Annotated in this window: 17 protein-coding genes and 1 tRNA gene; 14 read left to right on the forward strand and 4 right to left on the reverse strand. The window is 61.5% G+C overall.

The genetic code is table 11. The features are described from left to right. The first annotated feature begins 93 nt into the window (after positions 1-93). The 8 genes from EZI54_RS24505 to pgi all read left to right on the forward strand — a co-directional run bounded on the left by EZI54_RS24505 (position 94) and on the right by pgi (position 10,885). Positions 94-270, forward strand: coding sequence for a hypothetical protein (locus EZI54_RS24505; RefSeq protein ID WP_165495810.1), 177 nt, complete (start codon positions 94-96; stop codon positions 268-270). Then, the gene (locus tag EZI54_RS19340) at positions 260-3,205 is read left to right on the forward strand and encodes a sensor histidine kinase (protein ID WP_131483532.1); all 2,946 of its coding nucleotides are present in this window, start codon (positions 260-262) and stop codon (positions 3,203-3,205) included. Before EZI54_RS24505 ends, EZI54_RS19340 begins: the two co-directional genes overlap by 11 nt. A gap of 20 nt (positions 3,206-3,225) precedes the next feature. Next, a complete protein-coding gene (locus EZI54_RS19345; RefSeq protein WP_131483533.1) occupies positions 3,226-4,623 on the forward strand; it encodes a sigma-54-dependent transcriptional regulator in 1,398 nt (465 codons plus the stop codon). Between the two features lie 963 nt (positions 4,624-5,586). Further along, positions 5,587-6,936, forward strand: coding sequence for a polynucleotide adenylyltransferase PcnB (gene pcnB / locus EZI54_RS19350; RefSeq protein ID WP_131483534.1), 1,350 nt, complete (start codon positions 5,587-5,589; stop codon positions 6,934-6,936). Between the two features lie 3 nt (positions 6,937-6,939). Beyond that, a complete protein-coding gene (gene folK / locus EZI54_RS19355) occupies positions 6,940-7,464 on the forward strand; it encodes a 2-amino-4-hydroxy-6-hydroxymethyldihydropteridine diphosphokinase (RefSeq protein WP_131483535.1) in 525 nt (174 codons plus the stop codon). 57 nt (positions 7,465-7,521) lie between these two features. Further along, on the forward strand, positions 7,522-8,316 hold the full coding sequence (gene panB, locus EZI54_RS19360; protein ID WP_131483536.1) for a 3-methyl-2-oxobutanoate hydroxymethyltransferase: 795 nt from the start codon (positions 7,522-7,524) through the stop codon (positions 8,314-8,316). Continuing rightward, positions 8,313-9,161, forward strand: a complete 849-nt coding sequence (gene panC, locus EZI54_RS19365) for a pantoate--beta-alanine ligase (protein WP_131483537.1) — start codon at positions 8,313-8,315, stop codon at positions 9,159-9,161. Before panB ends, panC begins: the two co-directional genes overlap by 4 nt. A gap of 59 nt (positions 9,162-9,220) precedes the next feature. Next, on the forward strand, positions 9,221-10,885 hold the full coding sequence (gene pgi / locus EZI54_RS19370) for a glucose-6-phosphate isomerase (RefSeq protein WP_131483538.1): 1,665 nt from the start codon (positions 9,221-9,223) through the stop codon (positions 10,883-10,885). Between the two features lie 23 nt (positions 10,886-10,908). Here the strand turns inward: pgi and folK (EZI54_RS19375) are convergent, their stop codons facing one another. Both folK (EZI54_RS19375) and EZI54_RS19380 read right to left on the reverse strand, forming a co-directional pair. Next, positions 10,909-11,430, reverse strand: a complete 522-nt coding sequence (folK, locus tag EZI54_RS19375) for a 2-amino-4-hydroxy-6-hydroxymethyldihydropteridine diphosphokinase (protein WP_131483539.1) — start codon at positions 11,428-11,430, stop codon at positions 10,909-10,911. Further along, positions 11,430-11,786, reverse strand: coding sequence for a dihydroneopterin aldolase (locus EZI54_RS19380; protein ID WP_131483540.1), 357 nt, complete (start codon positions 11,784-11,786; stop codon positions 11,430-11,432). Before EZI54_RS19380 ends, folK (EZI54_RS19375) begins: the two co-directional genes overlap by 1 nt. 142 nt (positions 11,787-11,928) lie before the next feature. On the opposite strand from EZI54_RS19380, the gene plsY reads away from it, so the two are divergent. Beyond that, positions 11,929-12,513, forward strand: coding sequence for a glycerol-3-phosphate 1-O-acyltransferase PlsY (plsY, locus tag EZI54_RS19385; protein WP_131483541.1), 585 nt, complete (start codon positions 11,929-11,931; stop codon positions 12,511-12,513). Here the strand turns inward: plsY and tsaD are convergent, their stop codons facing one another. Continuing rightward, positions 12,514-13,581, reverse strand: a complete 1,068-nt coding sequence (gene tsaD, locus EZI54_RS19390; RefSeq protein ID WP_131483542.1) for a tRNA (adenosine(37)-N6)-threonylcarbamoyltransferase complex transferase subunit TsaD — start codon at positions 13,579-13,581, stop codon at positions 12,514-12,516. 313 nt (positions 13,582-13,894) lie between these two features. Between tsaD and rpsU the strand changes: the two genes are divergently transcribed. The 5 genes from rpsU to EZI54_RS19415 all read left to right on the forward strand — a co-directional run bounded on the left by rpsU (position 13,895) and on the right by EZI54_RS19415 (position 19,302). Next, the gene (gene rpsU / locus EZI54_RS19395) at positions 13,895-14,110 is read left to right on the forward strand and encodes a 30S ribosomal protein S21 (RefSeq protein ID WP_004578868.1); all 216 of its coding nucleotides are present in this window, start codon (positions 13,895-13,897) and stop codon (positions 14,108-14,110) included. A 240-nt stretch (positions 14,111-14,350) separates the two neighbouring features. Next, the gene (dnaG, locus tag EZI54_RS19400; RefSeq protein ID WP_131483543.1) at positions 14,351-16,093 is read left to right on the forward strand and encodes a DNA primase; all 1,743 of its coding nucleotides are present in this window, start codon (positions 14,351-14,353) and stop codon (positions 16,091-16,093) included. 170 nt (positions 16,094-16,263) lie between these two features. Further along, positions 16,264-18,108: an RNA polymerase sigma factor RpoD gene (gene rpoD / locus EZI54_RS19405; protein ID WP_131483544.1), complete on the forward strand. Its 1,845-nt coding sequence runs from the start codon at positions 16,264-16,266 to the stop codon at positions 18,106-18,108. Between the two features lie 254 nt (positions 18,109-18,362). Beyond that, positions 18,363-18,439 (forward strand) — tRNA-Ile (locus tag EZI54_RS19410). A gap of 185 nt (positions 18,440-18,624) precedes the next feature. Next, positions 18,625-19,302 (forward strand): hypothetical protein, encoded by a 678-nt coding sequence (locus tag EZI54_RS19415; RefSeq protein WP_131483545.1) that lies wholly within the window; start codon positions 18,625-18,627, stop codon positions 19,300-19,302. A gap of 232 nt (positions 19,303-19,534) precedes the next feature. Here the strand turns inward: EZI54_RS19415 and EZI54_RS19420 are convergent, their stop codons facing one another. Further along, on the reverse strand, positions 19,535-19,762 hold the full coding sequence (locus tag EZI54_RS19420) for a hypothetical protein (protein ID WP_131483546.1): 228 nt from the start codon (positions 19,760-19,762) through the stop codon (positions 19,535-19,537). Between the last annotated feature and the right edge of the window lie 364 nt (positions 19,763-20,126).

Consider the following 20,126-nt stretch of genomic DNA (forward strand, 5'->3'; position numbering starts at 1 on the left):
TAACGCAAACCCGGAGCCTGGGGCAGCGAACTCGCCGGATGTCCGACGGACACGTGCCCGGGGCTCGACGTAACCGCAGGGAACAATTGCCCGATGTACATCTACCGACTGGTCTTCCTGCTCGTGCTGGCCGTTTACATTTTTTCCCCCAATATCCTGGATTGGTGGATCGAGCCCGGCAGCGCGTGGTACAGCCCCTTCATTGCCTGGGCTGGCCTGATTGCCGTGGGTTTCTGGCTGGAATGGCGACGCGACCCCAATGAGTTTTAGTCTGACCACGCTGATCCTGGTCAGCCTCGCCTACCTGTCACTCCTGTTCGGCATTGCGCACATGACCGAGCGCGGCCTGATACCGGCCCGTTGGGTCCGACATCCGCTGGTGTATGTCCTAAGCCTGGGCGTCTATGCCGGGATATGGGCGGTGTATGGCTCGGTGGGTATGGCCAGCGTGTTCGGTTTCGGTTACCTGGCCTATTACATCGGGATCAGTGGCGCCTTCCTGCTGGCCCCCGTGCTGCTCAACCCGATCCTGCGGATCGGCCGCACCTACCAGCTCACATCGCTGGCCGACCTGTTCGCCTTCCGCTATCGCAGCCAGTGGGCCGGAACGCTGGTCACCCTGCTCTCCGGGGCCGCCATCCTGTCGCTGCTGAGCATGCAGATCAAGGCGGTGGCCGACTCCGCCGCCCTGCTCTCGCCCGGCGCCTCGCCCCATATGATCGGGCAGCTGTTCAGCCTGGCCATGGTGCTGTTTACGGTGCTGTTCGGCGCCCGTCGCGAGCAGGGCCAGGAAAGCCACCAGGGACTGGTTGTCGCGATCGCCTTCGATTCGCTGGTCAAGGTGGTGGCCCTGCTGTTCCTGGGCGGACTGCTGCTGTATTCCGTTTTCGACGGATTCAATGGCCTGGAGATCTGGCTTAACCATAATGTGGCGCTGGCCTCGCCCTTCGGTATCCAGTTGGACGACGGCAGTTGGCGGGCGTTGATGCTGATGTCCTTTGCCGCCGCGCTGGTCCTGCCCCACATGTACCACATGATCTTCAGCGAGAATCCCAGCCCCCGGGCCCTCGCCAAGGCCAGTTGGGGACTGCCGCTGTACCTGCTGTTGCTGGCGATACCGGTGCCGCTGATCCTGTGGGGCGGCCAGGCGCTCGATGCACCCACCGAGTCCAGCTACTTTGCCCTCGGCGCCACGTTTGGCCTGGGGCATCCGGCCCTGACACTGGCCATGTACATCGCGGGGCTGTCCGCCGCCAGCGGCCTGGTTATCGTCAGCACCCTGGCCCTGGCCGGCATGGTCCTCAACCACGTGGTGCTCCCGCTGCGCCCGCCCCGCGAACGGGCGGACATCTACAGCTGGCTGCGCTGGGTCAAGCGGATCCTGGTCGCGGTGATCATTTTCGCCGCGCTGGTGTTCTATGAAGGTGTGGGGTCTAAGCTGGATTTCGCCACGCTCGGCATCCTCGCCCTGGCCGGCGTGCTGCAGCTCCTTCCCGGCGCCCTGGGCGTGATCTACTGGCCCGAAGGCAACCGCAAGGGTCTGATCGCCGGGCTGTTGGCGGGTGGCGGCATCTGGGCCCTGACACTGGTCCTGCCGTTTTCGGTCAATGCCGATGTGCTGACCGCCTTCGGACTGCCCTCGGTCACCGTCTCCAATTCCCACATCTTTGCCTTTGCCAGCCTGACCGTGAACCTCAGTGTCTTTGCCCTCATCTCCCTGCTGACGGAAACGTCCAGCGAAGAGGACAGCGCCGCGCAATCCTGCTCCCTCGGTGCACTCTCCCGCCCCCAGCGGCGTGAGCTGCTTTCCGGCTCGTCGGAGGAATTCAAGCAGCAACTGGCCATCCCGCTCGGCCAGGCGGTCGCCAGCCGGGAGGTCAACCGGGCCCTCTTCCAGCTGCGCCTGCCCAGCATCGAGTACCGCCCCTACCAGCTGCGCCGGCTGCGTGACCAGATCGAGGTGAACCTGTCCGGGCTGATGGGGCCGTCCGTAGCCCAGGACATCGTCAAGCACAACCTGGGCTTCAAGCCCCAGGCCGGCGGCCGTACCGGGCAGGATATCCATTACATCGAGAAGGCGCTGGGCGATTACCAGAGTCAGTTGACCGGCCTGGCCGGCGAACTGGACAACCTGCGTCGCCATTATCGCCAGACCCTCCAGAACCTGCCGATCGCCGCCTGCTCGATCGGTGACGATGGCGAAATCCTGATGTGGAACCACGCCATGGACGAGATCACCGGCATCGCCGCCGACGACGTGGTCGGCGCCCGGCTGACAGCCCTTCCGGAGCAGTGGCGTGACATGCTGGAAGACTTCGTCAGCGGCGAGGAACTGCACCGTTACAAACACCGCCTCGATATGAAAGGCCGCCCCCGCTGGTTCAACCTGCACAAGTCGACGCTCAGCGGGCCGGACCATCCGGAGGGCGGCAGCGTGGTGCTGGTGGAAGACCAGACCGAAACCCGCCTGCTGGAAGACGAGCTGATGCACAGCGAACGCCTGGCCTCGGTGGGTCGGCTCGCCGCGGGCGTGGCCCATGAGGTCGGCAATCCGGTCACCGGCATCTCGTCGCTGGCCCAGAACCTGAAGCTGGAGACCGACAACCCGGATATCCTCGCGACCGCCGATCAAATCCAGCAGCAGACCCGGCGCATCTCACGGATCCTGCAATCCCTGATGAATTTCGCCCGCTCCGGCAACCACGCCCCGGCCAACCGCTATGAACCGGTGGAGCTGCGCCGCTGCATCGACGAATCCCTTAACCTGGTGTCGCTCAGCGGCAAGGGGCGCAGCCTGCAATACAGCAACGACTGCCCGGCCGGACTGCAGGTGTTGGGCGACGAACAGCGGCTGGTGCAGGTCTTCGTCAACCTGCTGGCCAACGCCCGCGATGCCTCACCTGAGGGTAGCTTGATCCGGATCAGTGGAAAGCAGGAAGCCTACTCCGCTATCATCGAAGTGGTTGATGAGGGTGCAGGCATCCCTGCAGACCAGCTCGATCACATCTTTGAGCCTTTCTATACGACCAAGGCCCCCAATGAAGGGACCGGTCTGGGGCTCTCGCTGGTGTACAGCATCGTTGAAGAGCATTACGGTCATATCCAGGTTGAGAGTCCGATCGCAAAAGACGGCAATGGCGGCACCTGCGTGCGGTTGAGCCTGCCGGCCTTCGAAGCGGACACTGACACCCTGCAAGAGTCATGAAAGAGGCGGTTTCCCAAGGCATGCATCGTATCCTGATCGTAGAAGACGAAGAGATCATTCGCTCGGCCCTGCGCAAGCTGCTGACCCACGCAGACTACGATGTCTCCGATGCCGGCTCCGTGGACGAGGCCCGCTCCCGTTACGAGCTCGACGGTTTTGACCTGATCATTTCCGACCTGCGCCTGCCCGGTGCCGCCGGCACCGAGCTGATTCGCCTGGCGCCCAATACGCCGGTCCTGATCATGACCAGTTATGCCAGCCTTCGATCGGCCGTCGATTCAATGAAAATGGGCGCCGTGGAATACATCGCCAAACCGTTCGACCATGACGAAATGCTTGCCTCGGTCGAGGACATCCTCAGGCGCACCGCCACGCCGGAACAGGATACGGCCGGAGAAAACAGCACCGGGGAAGAAGGCGCCACGGCCGAAGGCGACCCTTCGCGCATCATGTACGGCCAGTGCCAGGCCATGCAGTCCGTATTCACGCTGATCCGCAAGGTCGCTCCCACCGAGACCACCGTACTGATCCACGGTGAATCCGGCACCGGTAAGGAACTGGCCGCCCGCGCCCTGCATCAACTCAGCCCAAGGGCGCGCCAGCCGCTGATCTGCGTCAACTGCGCAGCCATTCCGGAAAGCCTGATCGAGTCCGAGCTGTTCGGTCACGAGAAAGGCGCGTTTACCGGAGCCGTGTCCGCCCGCACCGGTCTGATCGAAGCGGCCGACGGCGGCAGCCTGTTCCTGGACGAGATCGGCGAGCTGCCGGCCGAGGCCCAGGCCCGACTGTTGCGAGTCCTGCAGGAAAGCGAGATTCGTCGGGTGGGCTCGACCCAGAGCCGCACGGTGGATGTCCGCATGATCGCGGCAACCCACCGGAACCTCCGCGCCATGACCAAGACGGCCGAATTCCGGGAAGACCTGTATTACCGCCTCAACGTCATGCAGATCCGCATTCCACCACTGCGCGAGCGTAACGGCGACATACTGGGGCTGGCCAAGCGCTTCCTGCAACGCCAGGCCCAGCGCATGGGCAAGCCGGATATCAGTCTCAGCCCGGAAGCCATGCGGGCGCTGGAACAGCACCGCTGGCCCGGTAACGTGCGGGAGCTGGAGAATGCGATTGAGCGGGCCACCATCCTTTGCGACGACGGCATGATCACTCCGGCACTGCTCGACCTGGATACGGATGGCTCCGATGTCCATATTCCCGCCGGCCTGCTGGAGGAAGAGGACCCGACTCCAGCCCCGGATCCACAGACGTCGAACGATCTCTCGCTGGAAGACTACTTCCAGCATTTCGTCCTGGAGAACCAGGACAAGATGAGCGAGACGGAACTGGCCCAGAAGCTGGGCATCAGCCGCAAGTCCCTCTGGGAACGCCGTCAGCGTCTGGGCATTCCGCGCAAGAAGGGCTGAGCGCCCCCACCTTTCCTTTTCGTAATCCAACTCGTGGAACCACCCTGCCATCCGGTCTGTCGATGAACACAGACCGGCTTGCTACACCTGTCCTCCCTGCACCCGGCCTTCCCGCAGGTGAGGCGAAGTGGCCAAGCGACAGGCATTGGCTACTCTTTAGTCAATACCCCCAATACGCCTGCTACCGGTCAAAGTGTGAACCGCTCCTCATATGTTACCCGGTGTTACCTGGGGGAACAGTCTCGGTCTGAGAACTGATATCGAAGTAACACCCAGGTCTAAAAAAATCCCGCCCTTCGGAAACCACTTATTCGTAACTCATTGTTAATCAAGGATTAGAAAAAACTGGCACGCGCACTGCAATCTATACGGGCGAACAACAACAAGAACTGAATGACGTAGCGCCAAAACAAGAACAAAAAGCTGCAATGCGCTCATCAACAAAAACAAGAATTGAGCGCGAGCGAACTGAGTGTTTTGGGTGCTGAGCTTTTTAGTGGTGCCTGACTGTTGCGAGTTGCAAGTGAAGAAAAGAATCGTCTTCCAGACGACCCTCCACCTGCTCCAATCTCGCAAAAGGTCATTGCCGCTCTCTGTGGTCAAAGCGTTCCGCTCGCATCATTCGCTCCCTGCTTGGAGCTTGCGTTCAACCGTTTAGAACGCGCCACAACAACAACAATGCAGATCGTCTACTCTTCTCGGCGGGTTCGTGCTTCACGTTCCCGCCTTTTGATTTTCCGGGGCCAGCTAAATGCCCTCCTTCCCGATACCCGCCGCCGAATGGTTGTTCGCCTTAATCGCGACAAACCGGTAAACTCCCTGCCTCAGGAGTTCATCAGAGGCTCCCTAATCTCGTTGTCGTCGAACCTGCCGATCGGTTTTTGTATGGCCAGAATCCTGGCCATACAGATGGAAATCCCCTGGCAGCGCATTCATACGACCTAACCATCAGAATCTGTATCGATGTTAGATAAGATAAAATCCAAGATTTTCGGGAAAGGCAAAAAACAAAAACCCGCCTACCAGCGGCAGGTCATTCCCCGCGACCAGCACTCTGTCTCACGCTCCCTGATCAGCGAACCGGCCAAGAAAGTGCTGAACCGTCTGAACAAGGCCGGTTTCGAAGCCTACCTGGTCGGCGGCGGTGTCCGTGACATCCTGCTGGACGGTCATCCCAAGGATTTCGATGTGGCCACCAACGCCACGCCGGAAGAAGTGCGGGACCTGTTTCGCAACTCCCGCATGATCGGTCGACGCTTCCGGATCGTGCACGTGCTGTTCGGCAGAGAGGTGATCGAAGTGACCACCTTCCGCGGCAACGCCATGGAAGCCGACAGCGACGACGATGACGAACGCCGCTCCAACGAGCACGGCCTGCTCCTGCGGGACAATGTCTACGGATCCATGGAAGAAGACGCACTGCGCCGTGATTTCACGGTCAACGCCCTCTACTACAGCATGGAAGACTTCAGCGTCATCGACTTCACCGGCGGCGTGGAAGACCTGAACGCCCGTCGCCTGTCGCTGATTGGCGACCCGGAAACCCGTTACCGGGAAGATCCGGTCCGGATGCTGCGAGCCATCCGCTTCGCCGCCAAACTCGACTTTACCCTCGCGCCGCAAACCGAGGAGCCGATCCATGAGCTGGCGCCGCTGCTGACCCATATTCCGCCCGCGCGCCTGTTCGACGAGGTCCTCAAACTGTTTTCCGCGGGTTACGGGGCCACCACCTACGACCTGCTCCAGCACTATGGCCTGTTCGCACCGCTGTTCCCGGCAACGGCGGTGGCGATCGAGCATGGCGAACCGGACGGCGTCATTCGCCAGGCGCTGGAGAACACCGACCGACGCATCCATCAGGGCAAATCCGTTACCCCCTATTTCATGTACGCCGCGCTGGTCTGGCCGGCCCTGCAGGCGGAATGGAAGCGCCGCCAGGACCAGGGTGAGCCCGCCCAGCCGGCCCTGCACGCCGCCATTGCGCGGGTGATTGGCCAGCAGGTTCAGGCCACCGCCATCCCGCGCCGTTTTTCCGGCCCCATGAAGGAAATCTGGGAACTGCAGATGCGCCTGCCCCGGCGGAATGGCAAACGCGCCTACGCCACACTCGAGCACCCGCGCTTCCGGGCCGCCTATGACTTCCTGCTGGTACGGGAGGCCGCCGGCGAGGATACGGACGGGCTGGGCCAGTGGTGGACCGACTTCCAGAACGCCGACGAACGCGGCCGCGAGAAGATGCTGTCCGAGCTCGGCCCCTCTGGTCCCCGCAACCGGCGCCGCAAGCGTCGCAAGAAACCTCAGCCGAAGGCGTAGGTCATGGCCCCGGTTGACGCCTATATCGGTCTCGGCAGCAATCTGGCCGACCCCCTGAGCCAGTTGGCCGGCGCCGTTGCGCGACTGGCCGCGCTGCCAAGGACCCAGTTGGTCGCCCAGTCCCCGTTTTACGCAAGCCGACCAGTCGGGCCGCAGGACCAGCCCGATTTCGTCAATGGCGCGGTGCACCTGCGCACCGGGCTGAGGCCGCTGGAGCTGCTCGACGCGCTACAGGCCATCGAGCAGGCCCATGATCGCGTTCGCCTGCAACGCTGGGGGCCACGGACACTGGACCTGGACCTGTTGCTCTACGGCAACCAGCGCATCCATAACGACCGCCTGACCGTTCCCCATATCGAACTGGCCAACCGGGATTTCGTCCTCCAGCCGCTGCTGGACCTGACGCCGGAACTGCAACTTCCCGATGGACAGCGCATTGCGGACCTGCGCCGGCATTGCGTGGACAACGGGTTACGCCGCCTTCACCCTGTCCCGGGCAGCCTTGCCTCGTCAGGGGGTGACGATTAACCTAGGAAGGTTCCCGGCATCTCTTCTTCCATAATCCATCCATAAGGCAAGGATTCTATGGCTGTCACCATCAACACGCTGCGTGAACGCAAGCAGAATAACGAAACCTTTTCCGTACTGACGGCATACGATGCCACTTTCGCCCAATTGATCAGTGAAGCCGGTGTTGATGTCATGTTGATCGGTGATTCTCTTGGCATGGTGCTGCAGGGTAACGACAGTACGCTCCCGGTGACCATGGAAGAGATGTGCTATCACACGCGAGCGGTGGCAAAAGGCAATCGGGGCGCCCTGATCATGGCGGACATGCCGTTCATGAGCTATGGCACCACCGCAGCCGCCCTGGACAATGCCGCTGCCTTGATGCGCGCCGGCGCCCAGGCCCTCAAGCTGGAGGGAGCCGACTGGATGAAGGACACCATCCACGCCCTGAGCCAACGGGGTGTGCCGGTGTGCGCCCACCTGGGTCTGACGCCGCAGTTCGTCAACAAGTTTGGCGGTTACAAGGTGCAGGGGCGTAGCGATGCCCAGGCGGACGCCATGGTCGAGCACGCTCGCCTGCTGGTGGACGCCGGTGCCGACGTCATCCTGCTGGAGTGCGTACCCGCAGCGCTGGCCAAACGCATTACCGAGAGTGTCGACGCGCCGGTTATCGGCATTGGCGCCGGTCCGGACACGGACGGCCAGGTTCTGGTCATGCACGACATGCTGGGCGCCAACACCGGACGCACACCCCGTTTCGTCAAGAATTTCCTGGCGGAGGCGGCTTCGATCCAGGGCGCCTTCGAGGCCTACGTGGCCGCCGTCCGGGACAGACGCTTTCCTGCTGAGGAGCACACGTTCAAGTCATGAGAACGGTACATACGGTCCGGGAGCTTCGCGCGCTCCTGAACAGCCATCGCCAGCACGGCCACCGGATCGGGCTGGTACCCACCATGGGCAACCTGCACGCCGGCCACATGTCCCTGGTCGAGAAGGCCCTGCAACAAGCCGACGTGGTGGTGACGAGCATCTTCGTCAATCCCATGCAGTTCGGCGTCGGCGAGGACCTGGAAACCTATCCGCGCACCCTGCGGGACGACCAGGAGAAGCTGGAGGCCGCCGGCAACCACATCGTCTTTGCACCCAGCGTCGAGGAAGTCTATCCCCATGGCCTAGTCCAGCAGACCCAGGTTTCGGTGCCCGGGGTGAGCGAAGGTCATTGCGGCGCCAGCCGGCCCGGCCACTTTGACGGCGTGTCCACGGTCGTCTCCATGCTGTTCAACATGGTCCAGCCGAACGTGGCGGTTTTTGGCGAGAAAGACTTCCAGCAACTGGCCGTCATCCGCAAGATGGTCAGCGACCTGTTCATGCCGATCGAGATCGTCGGTGCCCCCACACATCGTGAGAACGACGGTCTCGCCCGCAGTTCCCGCAACAGCTACCTGAGCGAGCAGGAACGGGCCATCGCCCCCGCGCTGTTCGGGACCCTGCAAGCCACGGCACGGGCCCTCAAGGACGGCAATACCGACTTCGCCGCACTGGAAAGCGAGGCGCAGACCCGTCTGACCGCAGCCGGCTTCCGGCCGGACTACTACAACATCGTGAACAGCCTGACGCTGAAGCCGGCACAGAAAGATGACGCACAGATCACCATCCTTGCTGCCGCCTTTCTGGGAACCACTCGACTGATCGACAACCTATCCATTAACCGCTAGTGGCAGTGCCGGGCCAACCAGGGCCCGGCGCCGCAACGGCAACCCACCGGGGAGAGGACATGAGTACGAGCAAGCCAGGACTGACTGAAAAGCCGGAATGGAAAGCCCTGATCGACCATCAGGCCAGTCTGAAAAACACCCACATGCGGGACCTGTTCGACCAGGACCCGGAGCGTTTCCGGAACTACTTCACCACAGCCGCCGGCATCTCCCTGGACTACTCGAAGAACCTGATCACCCGCGATACCATGCCCCACCTGATGGCGCTGGCGCGGGCCTGTAAGGTACCGGAACAGATTGAAGCCATGTTCCGCGGCGACAACATCAACACCAGCGAAAACCGGCCGGCCCTGCACATTGCCCTGCGCAACCTGAGCGATGATCCGGTCCATGTCGGCAATGACGACATCATGCCGGAGGTACGCTCAACACTGGCACGCATGGAAGAGTTCGTCTGGCGCATCCGCAGCACCCAGTGGCGCGGCTTCACCAACAAGCCCTTCACCGATGTGGTCAGTATCGGAATCGGCGGCTCCTTCCTCGGCCCCAAACTGGTATCGGCAGCGCTCAAACCCTACTGGCACGGCCGCCTCAACTGCCATTACGTGGCCAACATCGACGGCAGTCACATCACCGAGGTGCTACGCCACATCAACCCGGAAACCACCCTGTTCCTGATCCAGTCCAAATCGTTCCGGACCCAGGAAACGCTGGAAAACACCAAGGTGGCCCGGGAGTGGTTCCTCCACAACGGCGGCGACGAGGCTTTGATTTCCAAGCATTTCGTGGCGGTCACCGCCAACGAGAAGGAAGCGATCGATTTCGGGATTGCCGAGGAAAACATCTTCCCCATGTGGGACTGGGTCGGCGGACGATACTCGCTGTGGTCCGCGATCGGCCTGCCCACCGCGCTGACCATCGGCATGGAAAACTTCCGCTCGCTGCTGTCCGGCGCCCACGCCATGGACCAGCATTTCAAGAATGCCCCGCTGGAAGACAACCTGCCGGTGATCCTTGCCCTGCTGGGCATCTGGTACGGCAACTTCTGGGGCGCCGATGCCCATGCGATCCTGCCCTACGACCATTACCTGCGTGGCCTGCCAGCCCACCTGCAGCAACTGGACATGGAAAGTAACGGCAAGTGCGTGACCCACGACGGCACGTCCGTGGACTACCAGACCGGCCCGATCATCTGGGGCGGCGCCGGCGCCAACGGCCAGCACGCCTACCACCAGTTGCTGCACCAGGGCACGCGCATGTCACCGGCGGATTTCATTATCCCGCTGCGCACCCACAACCCGGTCGCCACGCACCACGCGATCCTGTTCGCCAACTGCCTGAGCCAGGCCCAGGCCCTGATGCGCGGCAAGAACCTCGACGAAGCCCGGGCGGAATTGCGCGAACAGGGGCTCGACGAAGCGGCCATCGAAAAACTGGCGCCACACAAAGTCATTCCGGGTAACAAGCCGTCGAACACCATCCTGTTCGAGCGCAGCACGCCACGCACCGTGGGCGCACTGGTCGCGCTCTACGAGCACAAGACGTTCGTGCAGGGCGCGATCTGGGACGTGGATTCGTTCGATCAGTGGGGCGTGGAGCTGGGCAAGCAACTGGGACAGGACATTCTCGACCGCCTGCTGGCGTCCAGCGACGACAAGCGGACCGACAGCTCAACCGATGGCCTGATCGACCTGTTCCGCCGCAAACACAAGGACGACGCCTGAGGCCGGGCGCCCGTGCTGACCGCTCAGGGGCGGGGCGAGATCGCCCGCCCCTGCCAGCGGAACGGGATGGGCCACAGTTTCTGGTCGCCGGTGTATTCGGCCCAGAGCTGCTGGTAGGCCACTTTCTTTTCCGGATGGAGCACCGCCGGTGCGATCTCCGCCAGAGGCCGGAGGACAAACGCATTGGTGAGGATTTCGCCGCGCGGCAACTCCACGCCGTCAATCACACCGACCCGATCGTCATAGGTCAGGATATCCAGGTCCAGCGTCCGCGGGCTGAACTTCGGCATTCCGGGGCGGCGCCCGTTCTCAACTTCCAGCGCCTTGAGAAAACGTGACAGCGTCGCGATGGACTCCTCCGTACGGATGCCCACGACCATGTTATAGAAGGGACTGCCGTCGAAGCCGACCGACTCACTTTCATAGACGGATGAGACCCCAATAAGCTCATAACGCTCCGCCAGTGCATTCAGGGCGGCGAGAACGTGGCGTTCCCGATCGACGTTACTACCAATACCGAGATAGACGGTCGCTGCGTAGGACACTAGCGGCTCCCCCGTTCGATACGCACCCCGACGCTGCGCGCGTCCGGAACGGCACCGGGCTTGCGCAGGCACAAACTCAACCAGCTTACACCGTGGCGCTTGCGAATCTCCGCAGCCAGGGATTCCGCAGCAGCCTCCAGCAGTCGGGGCCGATTGTCCCTGAACCACCGGCGAATCGTTTCGCTGACAGCGGCGTAATCCAACGCATCAGCGACATTGTCGCTGGCCCCCGGCGCCCGGTTGCCCCAGGCCATCTCCAGGTCAATTTCCAGACGCTGCAGGACATGCCGCTCCCATTCGTAGTCACCGATGACGGTTTCCACGACGAGCCCTTCGATAAATACCGTGTCAGTCACGGGTCAGTCGCCCTCATTAAAAACTTGCGGCCTGCATCACATTCCCATTAACGTAAAATCAGGCCTTTCTCCCAACGCACACGTAATGATCGACGTGCGGGGGAGCGATTCTCGCACAATCGACAGTTCGACGTCTCTGCCCATGCCTGAAACCGCACTGACTGTGATCACCGGTCTCTTCGCCTACCTCATGGGCTCGATCCTGTTCGCTCCCGTCATCTGCCGGCTGTGGCGACTGCCGGACCCGCGCGCCCTTGGCTCAGGCAACCCCGGGGCCACTAACGTCTACCGCGCCGGCGGCTGGCTGCCGGCTCTGCTGACCCTGGTGCTGGACGCCATCAAGGGCGCCATCCCGGTCTGGCTGGGGCTCTGGCTGCAACTCAGTCCGGTAGCCCTGGCGATTGTCGCCCTCTGCGCGGTCACCGGACACATGCTGCCACTGTTTGCCCGCTTCCAGGGCGGCAAGGGCGTCGCTACCGCGCTGGGTGCCGGCCTGGCCCTGGCACCGATGACCACCGTGATACTGGCCGGCCTGTGGGGCCTGATCCTATGGCGCTGGCATATCTCGTCACTGGCGTCAGTGGCCGCGGCGGCGGCCGGCCCGATCGTCAGCGCACTGCTGGAACCCGATGCCCTACCCCTGTTCGGCCTGCTGACGCTGCTGATCCTGGTTCGTCACCGGGACAACCTGATCCGTCTGGCACAGCGCCGGGAACCCCCAGTCTGACTACGTCCGGGTCGCCTCCTTCAGGCCGTTGAGGCACGTCGCCTCCAGCGACGGCAGCGTATTCATCGGCCAGCGCGGTACCGCAACAATCCGGTCGCCGTCACGCTGCCCCGCGAGCAGGCGCTGGCAGCCGGCATAGGCAATCATGGCGCCGTTATCGGTACAGAATTCCGGGCGCGCGTAAAACACCTCCGCCCGCAACTTGCCGACCATTGACTCCAACGCGGCCCGCAGTCGCCGGTTGGCACTGACCCCGCCAGCCACGACCAGCCGCTTGCAGCCCGACGCTTCCAGCGCCCGCCGGCACTTGATCGCCAGGGTATCCACCACCGCACTCTCGAACGCCAGCGCGATATCGGCCCGGGTCTGGTCGTCCAGACCGCCGCTGGCTTCCGCCTCGTTCACCGTATTGAGCGTGTAGGTCTTCAGACCGCTGAAACTGAAATCCAGTCCGGGCCGGTCCGTCATCGGGCGCGGGAAGCGGTAGCGCCCCGCCCGCCCCTGCTCGGCCAGTTTGGCCACGCGCGGGCCGCCCGGATAGTCCAGCCCCAACATCTTGGCGGTCTTGTCGAAGGCCTCGCCGGCGGCATCATCCACCGATTCACCCAGCAACTCATACTGGCCAATGCCATCCACCCGGACCAGTTGGGTATGGCCACCGGACACCAGCAGCGCCACGAACGGGAACGCCGGCGGATTGTCTTCCAGCATGGGCGCCAGCAGGTGTCCTTCCATGTGGTGTACGCCGAGGACCGGGATATCCAGCGCCAATGCCAGTGCATGGGCCACCGAACCGCCCACCATCAGCGCGCCGATCAGTCCGGGGCCGGCGGTGTAGGTCACCGCGTCCAGGTCGTGACGAGTGCAACCCGCCTCGGAAAGCACCTGGTCGCACAACGGCAGCAGCTTGCGCACGTGATCCCGCGACGCCAGCTCCGGCACCACGCCGCCATAGTCGGCATGCATGTCGATCTGGCTGAACAGCGCGTGGGCCAGGAGGCCGCGCTCGTTGTCGAACAGCGCGACACCGGTTTCATCGCAGGATGTCTCAATTCCCAGAACCAGCATATTGAACTTCCATAGGGTTGCCCCCATAACCGGGGCAGGTAAAAAAATGACGCCGTATTTTACCAGATCAGGGCCGCCGCCGGCGCTGTGGTTTTCCCTGGCCCCGGATGACCGGGATGATCGAATTGGGCGCTTTACAACCAGCCTGGGAAAACGCTATCATTGCCGCCCTTAAATCTGCGCTGGTCGAGTTTTAGACAATTCTGTACCGATCTGCGCCGGATCAACCGAATCATCAGCGCCAGGCACGGGCCCCGGCCCGCGCGGGAACTGAACTCAAACCGAATCGATCTTAAAGGTAGGTGATTTTCGAATGCCAGCTGTTAAAGTGAAAGAGAATGAGCCATTCGACGTAGCGCTGCGTCGCTTCAAGCGGTCTTGTGAAAAGGCCGGCATTCTGTCCGAAGTGCGTCGTCGCGAGCACTACGAGAAGCCGACTGCCGTTCGTAAGCGCAAAGCTGCTGCTGCCGTCAAGCGCCATCTCAAGAAGCTTCAGCGGGAACAGCGCAAGTTCGAGCGTCTGTACTGAGTTTCAGACCGCCCGGAATTGCCGCTTCACATTCCCTTCCCGGTCAGCCGGGCTGTGGAATGCATGCATCCGATGCCGTCGAGGCCCTGCTTCGGCGGCATTTTTGGCTTGTAGATGCCCCTTTTCGTCCCGACTCTACACGATAGCAATGAGCCATGATCCAGCTCACGGGCCCGCTGGCAACCGGAGCGATATGGTCTAGTCTCTTGATGCTGAGAGTTGTACAACGCCGGAGATGTCATGAGTGGTCTGATCCCCCAACGCTTTATCGATGAGCTCCTGGATCGGGTCGATCTGGCCGAGTTGATCGGAAGCCGGATCACACTCAAGAAAGCCGGCGGCAACTACAAGGCCCGCTGTCCTTTCCACGACGAAAAGACGCCATCGTTCAACGTCCGCCCCGACAAGGGGTTCTATCACTGTTTCGGCTGCGGCGCCCATGGGGACGCTATCAGCTTCGTCCGCGAATACGACAATCTGGGATTCACCGAAGCGGTTGAGGAACTGGCACGCCGCATGGGCCTGGAAGTGCCCTATGACCAGGCGGCCCGCCAGGAAATGCAGCAGGCAAAGACGCTGACCGACGCGCTGGAGTTTGCCAACCAGTTCTATCGCGACACCCTGACACAACCAGGCGCAGCACTGGCCAGGGACTATCTGCGCCAACGCGGCCTGGATGCCGCCACCATCGAGCAGTACCAGATCGGTTTTGCACCGGGCGACGGCACCGCCCTACACCAGGCTGCCGAGCCGGCCCTGCGCGGGCCGCTGATCGAGACCGGTACCGTCTCGGACAAGTATGGGCGCCCACGGGACCTGTTCCGCAACCGGATCATGTTCCCGATCCGCAATACGCGGGGCCGCACGGTTGCTTTTGGCGGCCGCACCCTGGGCGACGACAAGGCGAAGTACATCAATTCGCCAGAGTCGGACGTGTTTCACAAGAGCCGGGAAATCTACGGCCTGTTTGAAGCACAGAAATCGCTCCGCCGGCTGGACCGTCTGCTGGTGGTCGAAGGCTATATGGACGTCATCGCCCTGGCCCAGCACGGCATCCATGAAGCGGTGGCAACACTGGGTACGGCCACCAACCAGGACAGCCTGCAGGCGCTGCTTCGGCACGTGCGGCACGTCGTATTCTGTTTCGACGGTGACAACGCCGGCTTCCGGGCCGCCGAACGGGCCATGGACAACGCCCTGGAGTTGATGGCCGACGGACTGCACCTGCAGTTCCTGATGCTGCCCGAGGGCGAGGATCCGGACACGCTGGTCCGCAAGGAAGGTGCAGACGCCTTCCGCAAGCGTATCGAAGGGGCGACGCCTCTGTCGCGCTTCCTGTTCGACCGGCAGAGCCAGGGGCTCGACCTCAATCTGCCGGAGGCCCGCGGCGAACTGCGGGCGCGGGTCGAACCGCTGCTCAACAAGATGCCGCGCAGCACGCTGCGCGATGCCATGTGGCAGGAAATGATGCGCCTTTGCGGTCGCCGGGAATGGCAACCACGGCGCGACGGCAACAAGGGCAAGGGCTTCGGGGGCAAAGGGTTCAGGGCTCCCGAGCGCATCAACGAAGAACCGGTAGAGGTTCGCCTGAGCCGCGACAGCAGCCTCAGCCTGGCACTGATCGAAGCGCCGGAGCTCGCGGACGAAGTACTGGAAGCGGCCCGCCAGGATCGCAGCCTGCGACAGTCGGGCCGACTGGCACACTGGATTCGGGAGTCGAATCTGAAAAAGCACCGGGAGGTGATTACCGCCCTGGCCTTCGACAGCCGGGCCCGGTCACAGTTTTTCCACCTGTTCGACGGCATCGAGCATGTCCCCGAACGGGAGAATACCATCGCCTCGGCCAGAGAAATCCTGACACCGAACCGCGAAGCGGTTCGAAAACAGAGAATCGCAGCGCTGATCAAGCGCAAGGCCGCCGGCGAGTTTACCGCGGAAGATCACCGCGAACTGAAGCGCCTGAGCAGTGGCGAAGGCGGTTGAACCTTTTCGGAAATGCCGAATCGAAAGGCATTGTGAAGGTTACTTACTGGGGTTTCTCTTGAAACAGGGGAGCCGTGCCACAATTTAAGCTTTGTGGCAGAGAATTTGAGCGACAGCTATAATGGCTGTTTATCTTTTCATCTTTTTACCAGCGAGTCCATAGGGTGTCTATGTCAGGCAGCAATTCGCAGAAGTCCCGTTTAAAAGATCTCATTGCCCGCGGCAAAGAGCAAGGTTACCTGACCTACGCCGAAGTCAATGACCACTTGCCTGAGGATATAGCGGATCCGGATCAGGTGGAAGACATCATCCGGATGATTAATGACATGGGCATCCAGGTATCCGAGGAAGCACCGGACGCCGATACCCTGCTCATGACCGATGGCGACACCGCAGCCGATGAGGCAGCGGCTGCCGAGGCAGCTGCGGCACTGGCTGCGGTGGAAACCGACGCTGGCCGCACGACCGACCCCGTGCGCATGTACATGCGCGAGATGGGTACCGTCGAACTGTTGACCCGCGAGGGCGAAATCGTGATCGCCAAGCGCATCGAGGAAGGTATCCGCGATGTGATGGCCGCGATTGCCCACTTCCCCGGTACAGCTGCCACCGTTATCCAGGCTTATGACCGCATCATCGAGAACGAAGGTCGCCTGAGCGATATCGTCACCGGCTTCCTCGATCCGGACGATGCCGAGCCGTTCATGGGCGAGCCCACGCCCAGCAGTGACGACGATGACAGCTCATCCAGCAGTGACGACGATGACGATTCCTCCGATGAAGATACCGACAACGGTCCGGATCCGGAAGAAACGCGCCTGCGTTTCGAGCTGCTGAGGGAAAAGCTGGGGATTGCCGAAGAGGCCCTGGCCAAGCACGGCCGTGACGACGAGAAGACCCAGGAAGCCCTCAACGAGCTGGGCCAAGTGTTCGCCCCGTTCAAGCTGGCCAACAAGGCCTTCGACGAACTGGTCAATGTCATCCGCTCCACCAATGAGGCCCTGCGGGAAAACGAACGCGCCATCATGGCCATCTGCGTGCGCGAGAGCAACATGCCGCGCAAGAACTTCATCAAATCCTTCCCCGGCAATGAGACCAACCTGGCCTGGGCCGAGGAAATCGCCAAGGGCAAGGGCGCCCATGCCGACAGGATTGGCGAGCGCCTGGATGAAATCGTGCGGATGCAGAAACGCATCATCAACGTCCAGAGCGATGTCGACCTGACCGTACCGGAGATCAAGGAAATCAATCGCCGCGTCTCCATCGGCGAAGCCAAGGCACGTCGCGCCAAGAAAGAGATGGTCGAGGCCAACCTGCGCCTGGTGATCTCCATCGCCAAGAAGTACACCAACCGCGGCCTGCAGTTCCTGGACCTGATCCAGGAAGGCAACATCGGTCTGATGAAGGCGGTAGACAAGTTCGAATACCGTCGTGGCTACAAGTTCTCGACCTACGCCACCTGGTGGATTCGTCAGGCGATCACCCGCTCCATCGCGGACCAGGCCCGGACCATCCGGATCCCGGTCCATATGATCGAGACCATCAACAAGCTCAACCGGATTTCCCGCCAGATGCTGCAGGAAATGGGCCGTGAGCCTACCCCGGAAGAGCTGGGTGAGCGCATGGAAATGCCGGAAGACAAGATCCGCAAGGTCCTGAAGATCGCCAAGGAGCCGATCTCCATGGAAACCCCGATCGGTGACGATGAAGACTCCCATCTGGGCGATTTCATCGAGGACATCCAGGCGCTGTCGCCGGTGGATTCCGCCACGGCCGAAGGCCTGCGCGAAGCCACCCGCTCCGTCCTGGCCGGCCTCACCGCACGGGAATCCAAGGTCCTGCGTATGCGCTTCGGTATCGAGATGAACACCGACCACACACTGGAAGAAGTCGGCAAGCAGTTCGACGTCACCCGCGAGCGGATCCGCCAGATCGAAGCCAAGGCCCTGCGCAAGCTGCGCCACCCTTCGCGCTCCGATCACCTGCGCGGTTTCATCGACGACCACAACTCCTGATCGAGCTTGCGCGGGCCGCCTCAACGACTCGCGCAACAAGCTCTGGCGGGCGCCCTGTACGATGAGTATAATGGCGCCCGTTTTTAGTTTCCGTCCGGGCCTTTAGCTCAGTTGGTTAGAGCAGGCGACTCATAATAGAATGCGCTAACGGGTAGACCAGGAAGGAAAACACTGCAAATACAGCCGCTTACCCGAAGCCAAAAAACTCAGCGGCAGCACCATGTAAAAGGTGTGTAAACGTTTTACAAAGTTTCGGGCCTTTAGCTCAGTTGGTTAGAGCACTCGACTCATAATCGATTGGTCGCTGGTTCAAGTCCAGCAAGGCCCACCATACAAAGCCCCACACCACGCGGTCTGGGGCTTTTTCTTTGCCTGAAATCCAAGCCGCTGCACCATGCTTACATGCGCTTACATCGTCGGCACGACACACAAAAAATCAACTCCATGCATGAAATGCTTTCTTTATGCTAAAATCCTAGATGCTATGCGCTGGTACTCACGATTGAGAGGTGAACCATGGCATTTCGAGCAGACGAAGCAGCACAACGGGGATATGAGCATGTGGAGGCCTACCTAGTTCCGAGGCCTCAATACGCAGACGAGTCAATAAGGGCGCAGAGCAGAGAGGCCCTGATGGACATAGCTGATGAGATCGGACCAGTGGTTGATAGCTACCCCACATGGCACCCGTTGGTCTGTAACCACAACAGTCGTCACCCTGAGATTGCGCCCAGTGACCGCTGTGGCTACAACGGGCTCGATCACACAAGGTTCTTCCGCAACGGCTTTATCACCTGCCCGTATACCGCGAGCGGTAAAGCCGACAAAGTCATTGAGTCGGTGAACGCGCTACCTCCCCACCCCATCGCAAACATCACAGCCGAAAAGCTGGACGTGAAGCTATACAACCCAGACGCGACACCGGTGCTAGTCAAGTGCAACTGGGATAGGCCCCTCAACCTCGATGGGACAATTCCGCTCTCTATCGCCATGCCCCTGATCCTCGAACACGAGGTTCCATGTTGGCGCTGGGCTGAGGTGGCCGAAACCTGGGAGTCAATGCGCTACTACCTGCTAGGCAGCCCACACGGTGCCCGTTCCTCGCTATTCGTGAATCAGGAGACTGGGCAGGCCATCAAGAAGATTTGGAACTCGCTCATCTACACCGGAATGTTCGGCCCGATAAAGGTGTAGCAACTCGCGCAGGCCGCTCGATCACCTGTCACCGCCACTAGCGTACTGGTGGCCTGCCGATCGTCGCCTGTGCCAGCCCACAGTGAACGCAAACGACAGCGCCCCGAGACATTGCTGCCAAGGGGCGCTGAAGGCTGGGTCACAGGTCGTGGAGCGGGTGACTGCCCCAACTGAGGCGGTTTGATTTACGTGCGACTCACCTCTAAGGCACGGCTCCCGGACCGGAGACACTTTACCCACTGGCGACAAGTACAAGATGGCTCAAGCCTCCCTTGTCGTACTGCGGCGGGCAGTCCTTCTTGATATTCGCTTTCAGCTCCGCCTGCATGTTACTGGCAATGGCTCCCCACTCGTCAACGGGCATCAACTCGGGGAACAGGGCCACGACCTTTCTTTTACCACGCGAGTGCTCCAAGGCCTCCAGTCGTTTCAGTGTACTTGCCGGAATACGTGTCCGCATTGCTGCGCCTCCTTGGTGGCTGCGTCGTGCAGCATCGCAATCACCCTTACACGAACCTTGCCCGATGGGTGATGCTGAGCCAGAAATTCGAGCGGTCCGTGCTCGGGAGCGAGATAACCGCACCCAAAGCGCCGTACTTTCTGCGCTGGCACTGCGCAGAGTATCACCTCGGCTTTCAGTTCAGGGTCGAGATGCTCTTTGATAATCTCAAAGTGAACGATTCCGGTAGGTGGGTAATCCCCCCGAAAATAGCGGTGCTCAAAAGTAGAATTTTCCGTAAGCTACCCGCAGGGAGATTCTGCATGAAGGCTATAACGGCAGGTCTACGGTACCGACGCTGAACCGAAATGATGTCCATAAAGTA

Source organism: Marinobacter halodurans (genome assembly GCF_004327985.1).
Classification (GTDB): Bacteria; Pseudomonadota; Gammaproteobacteria; order Pseudomonadales; family Oleiphilaceae; genus Marinobacter_A; species Marinobacter_A halodurans.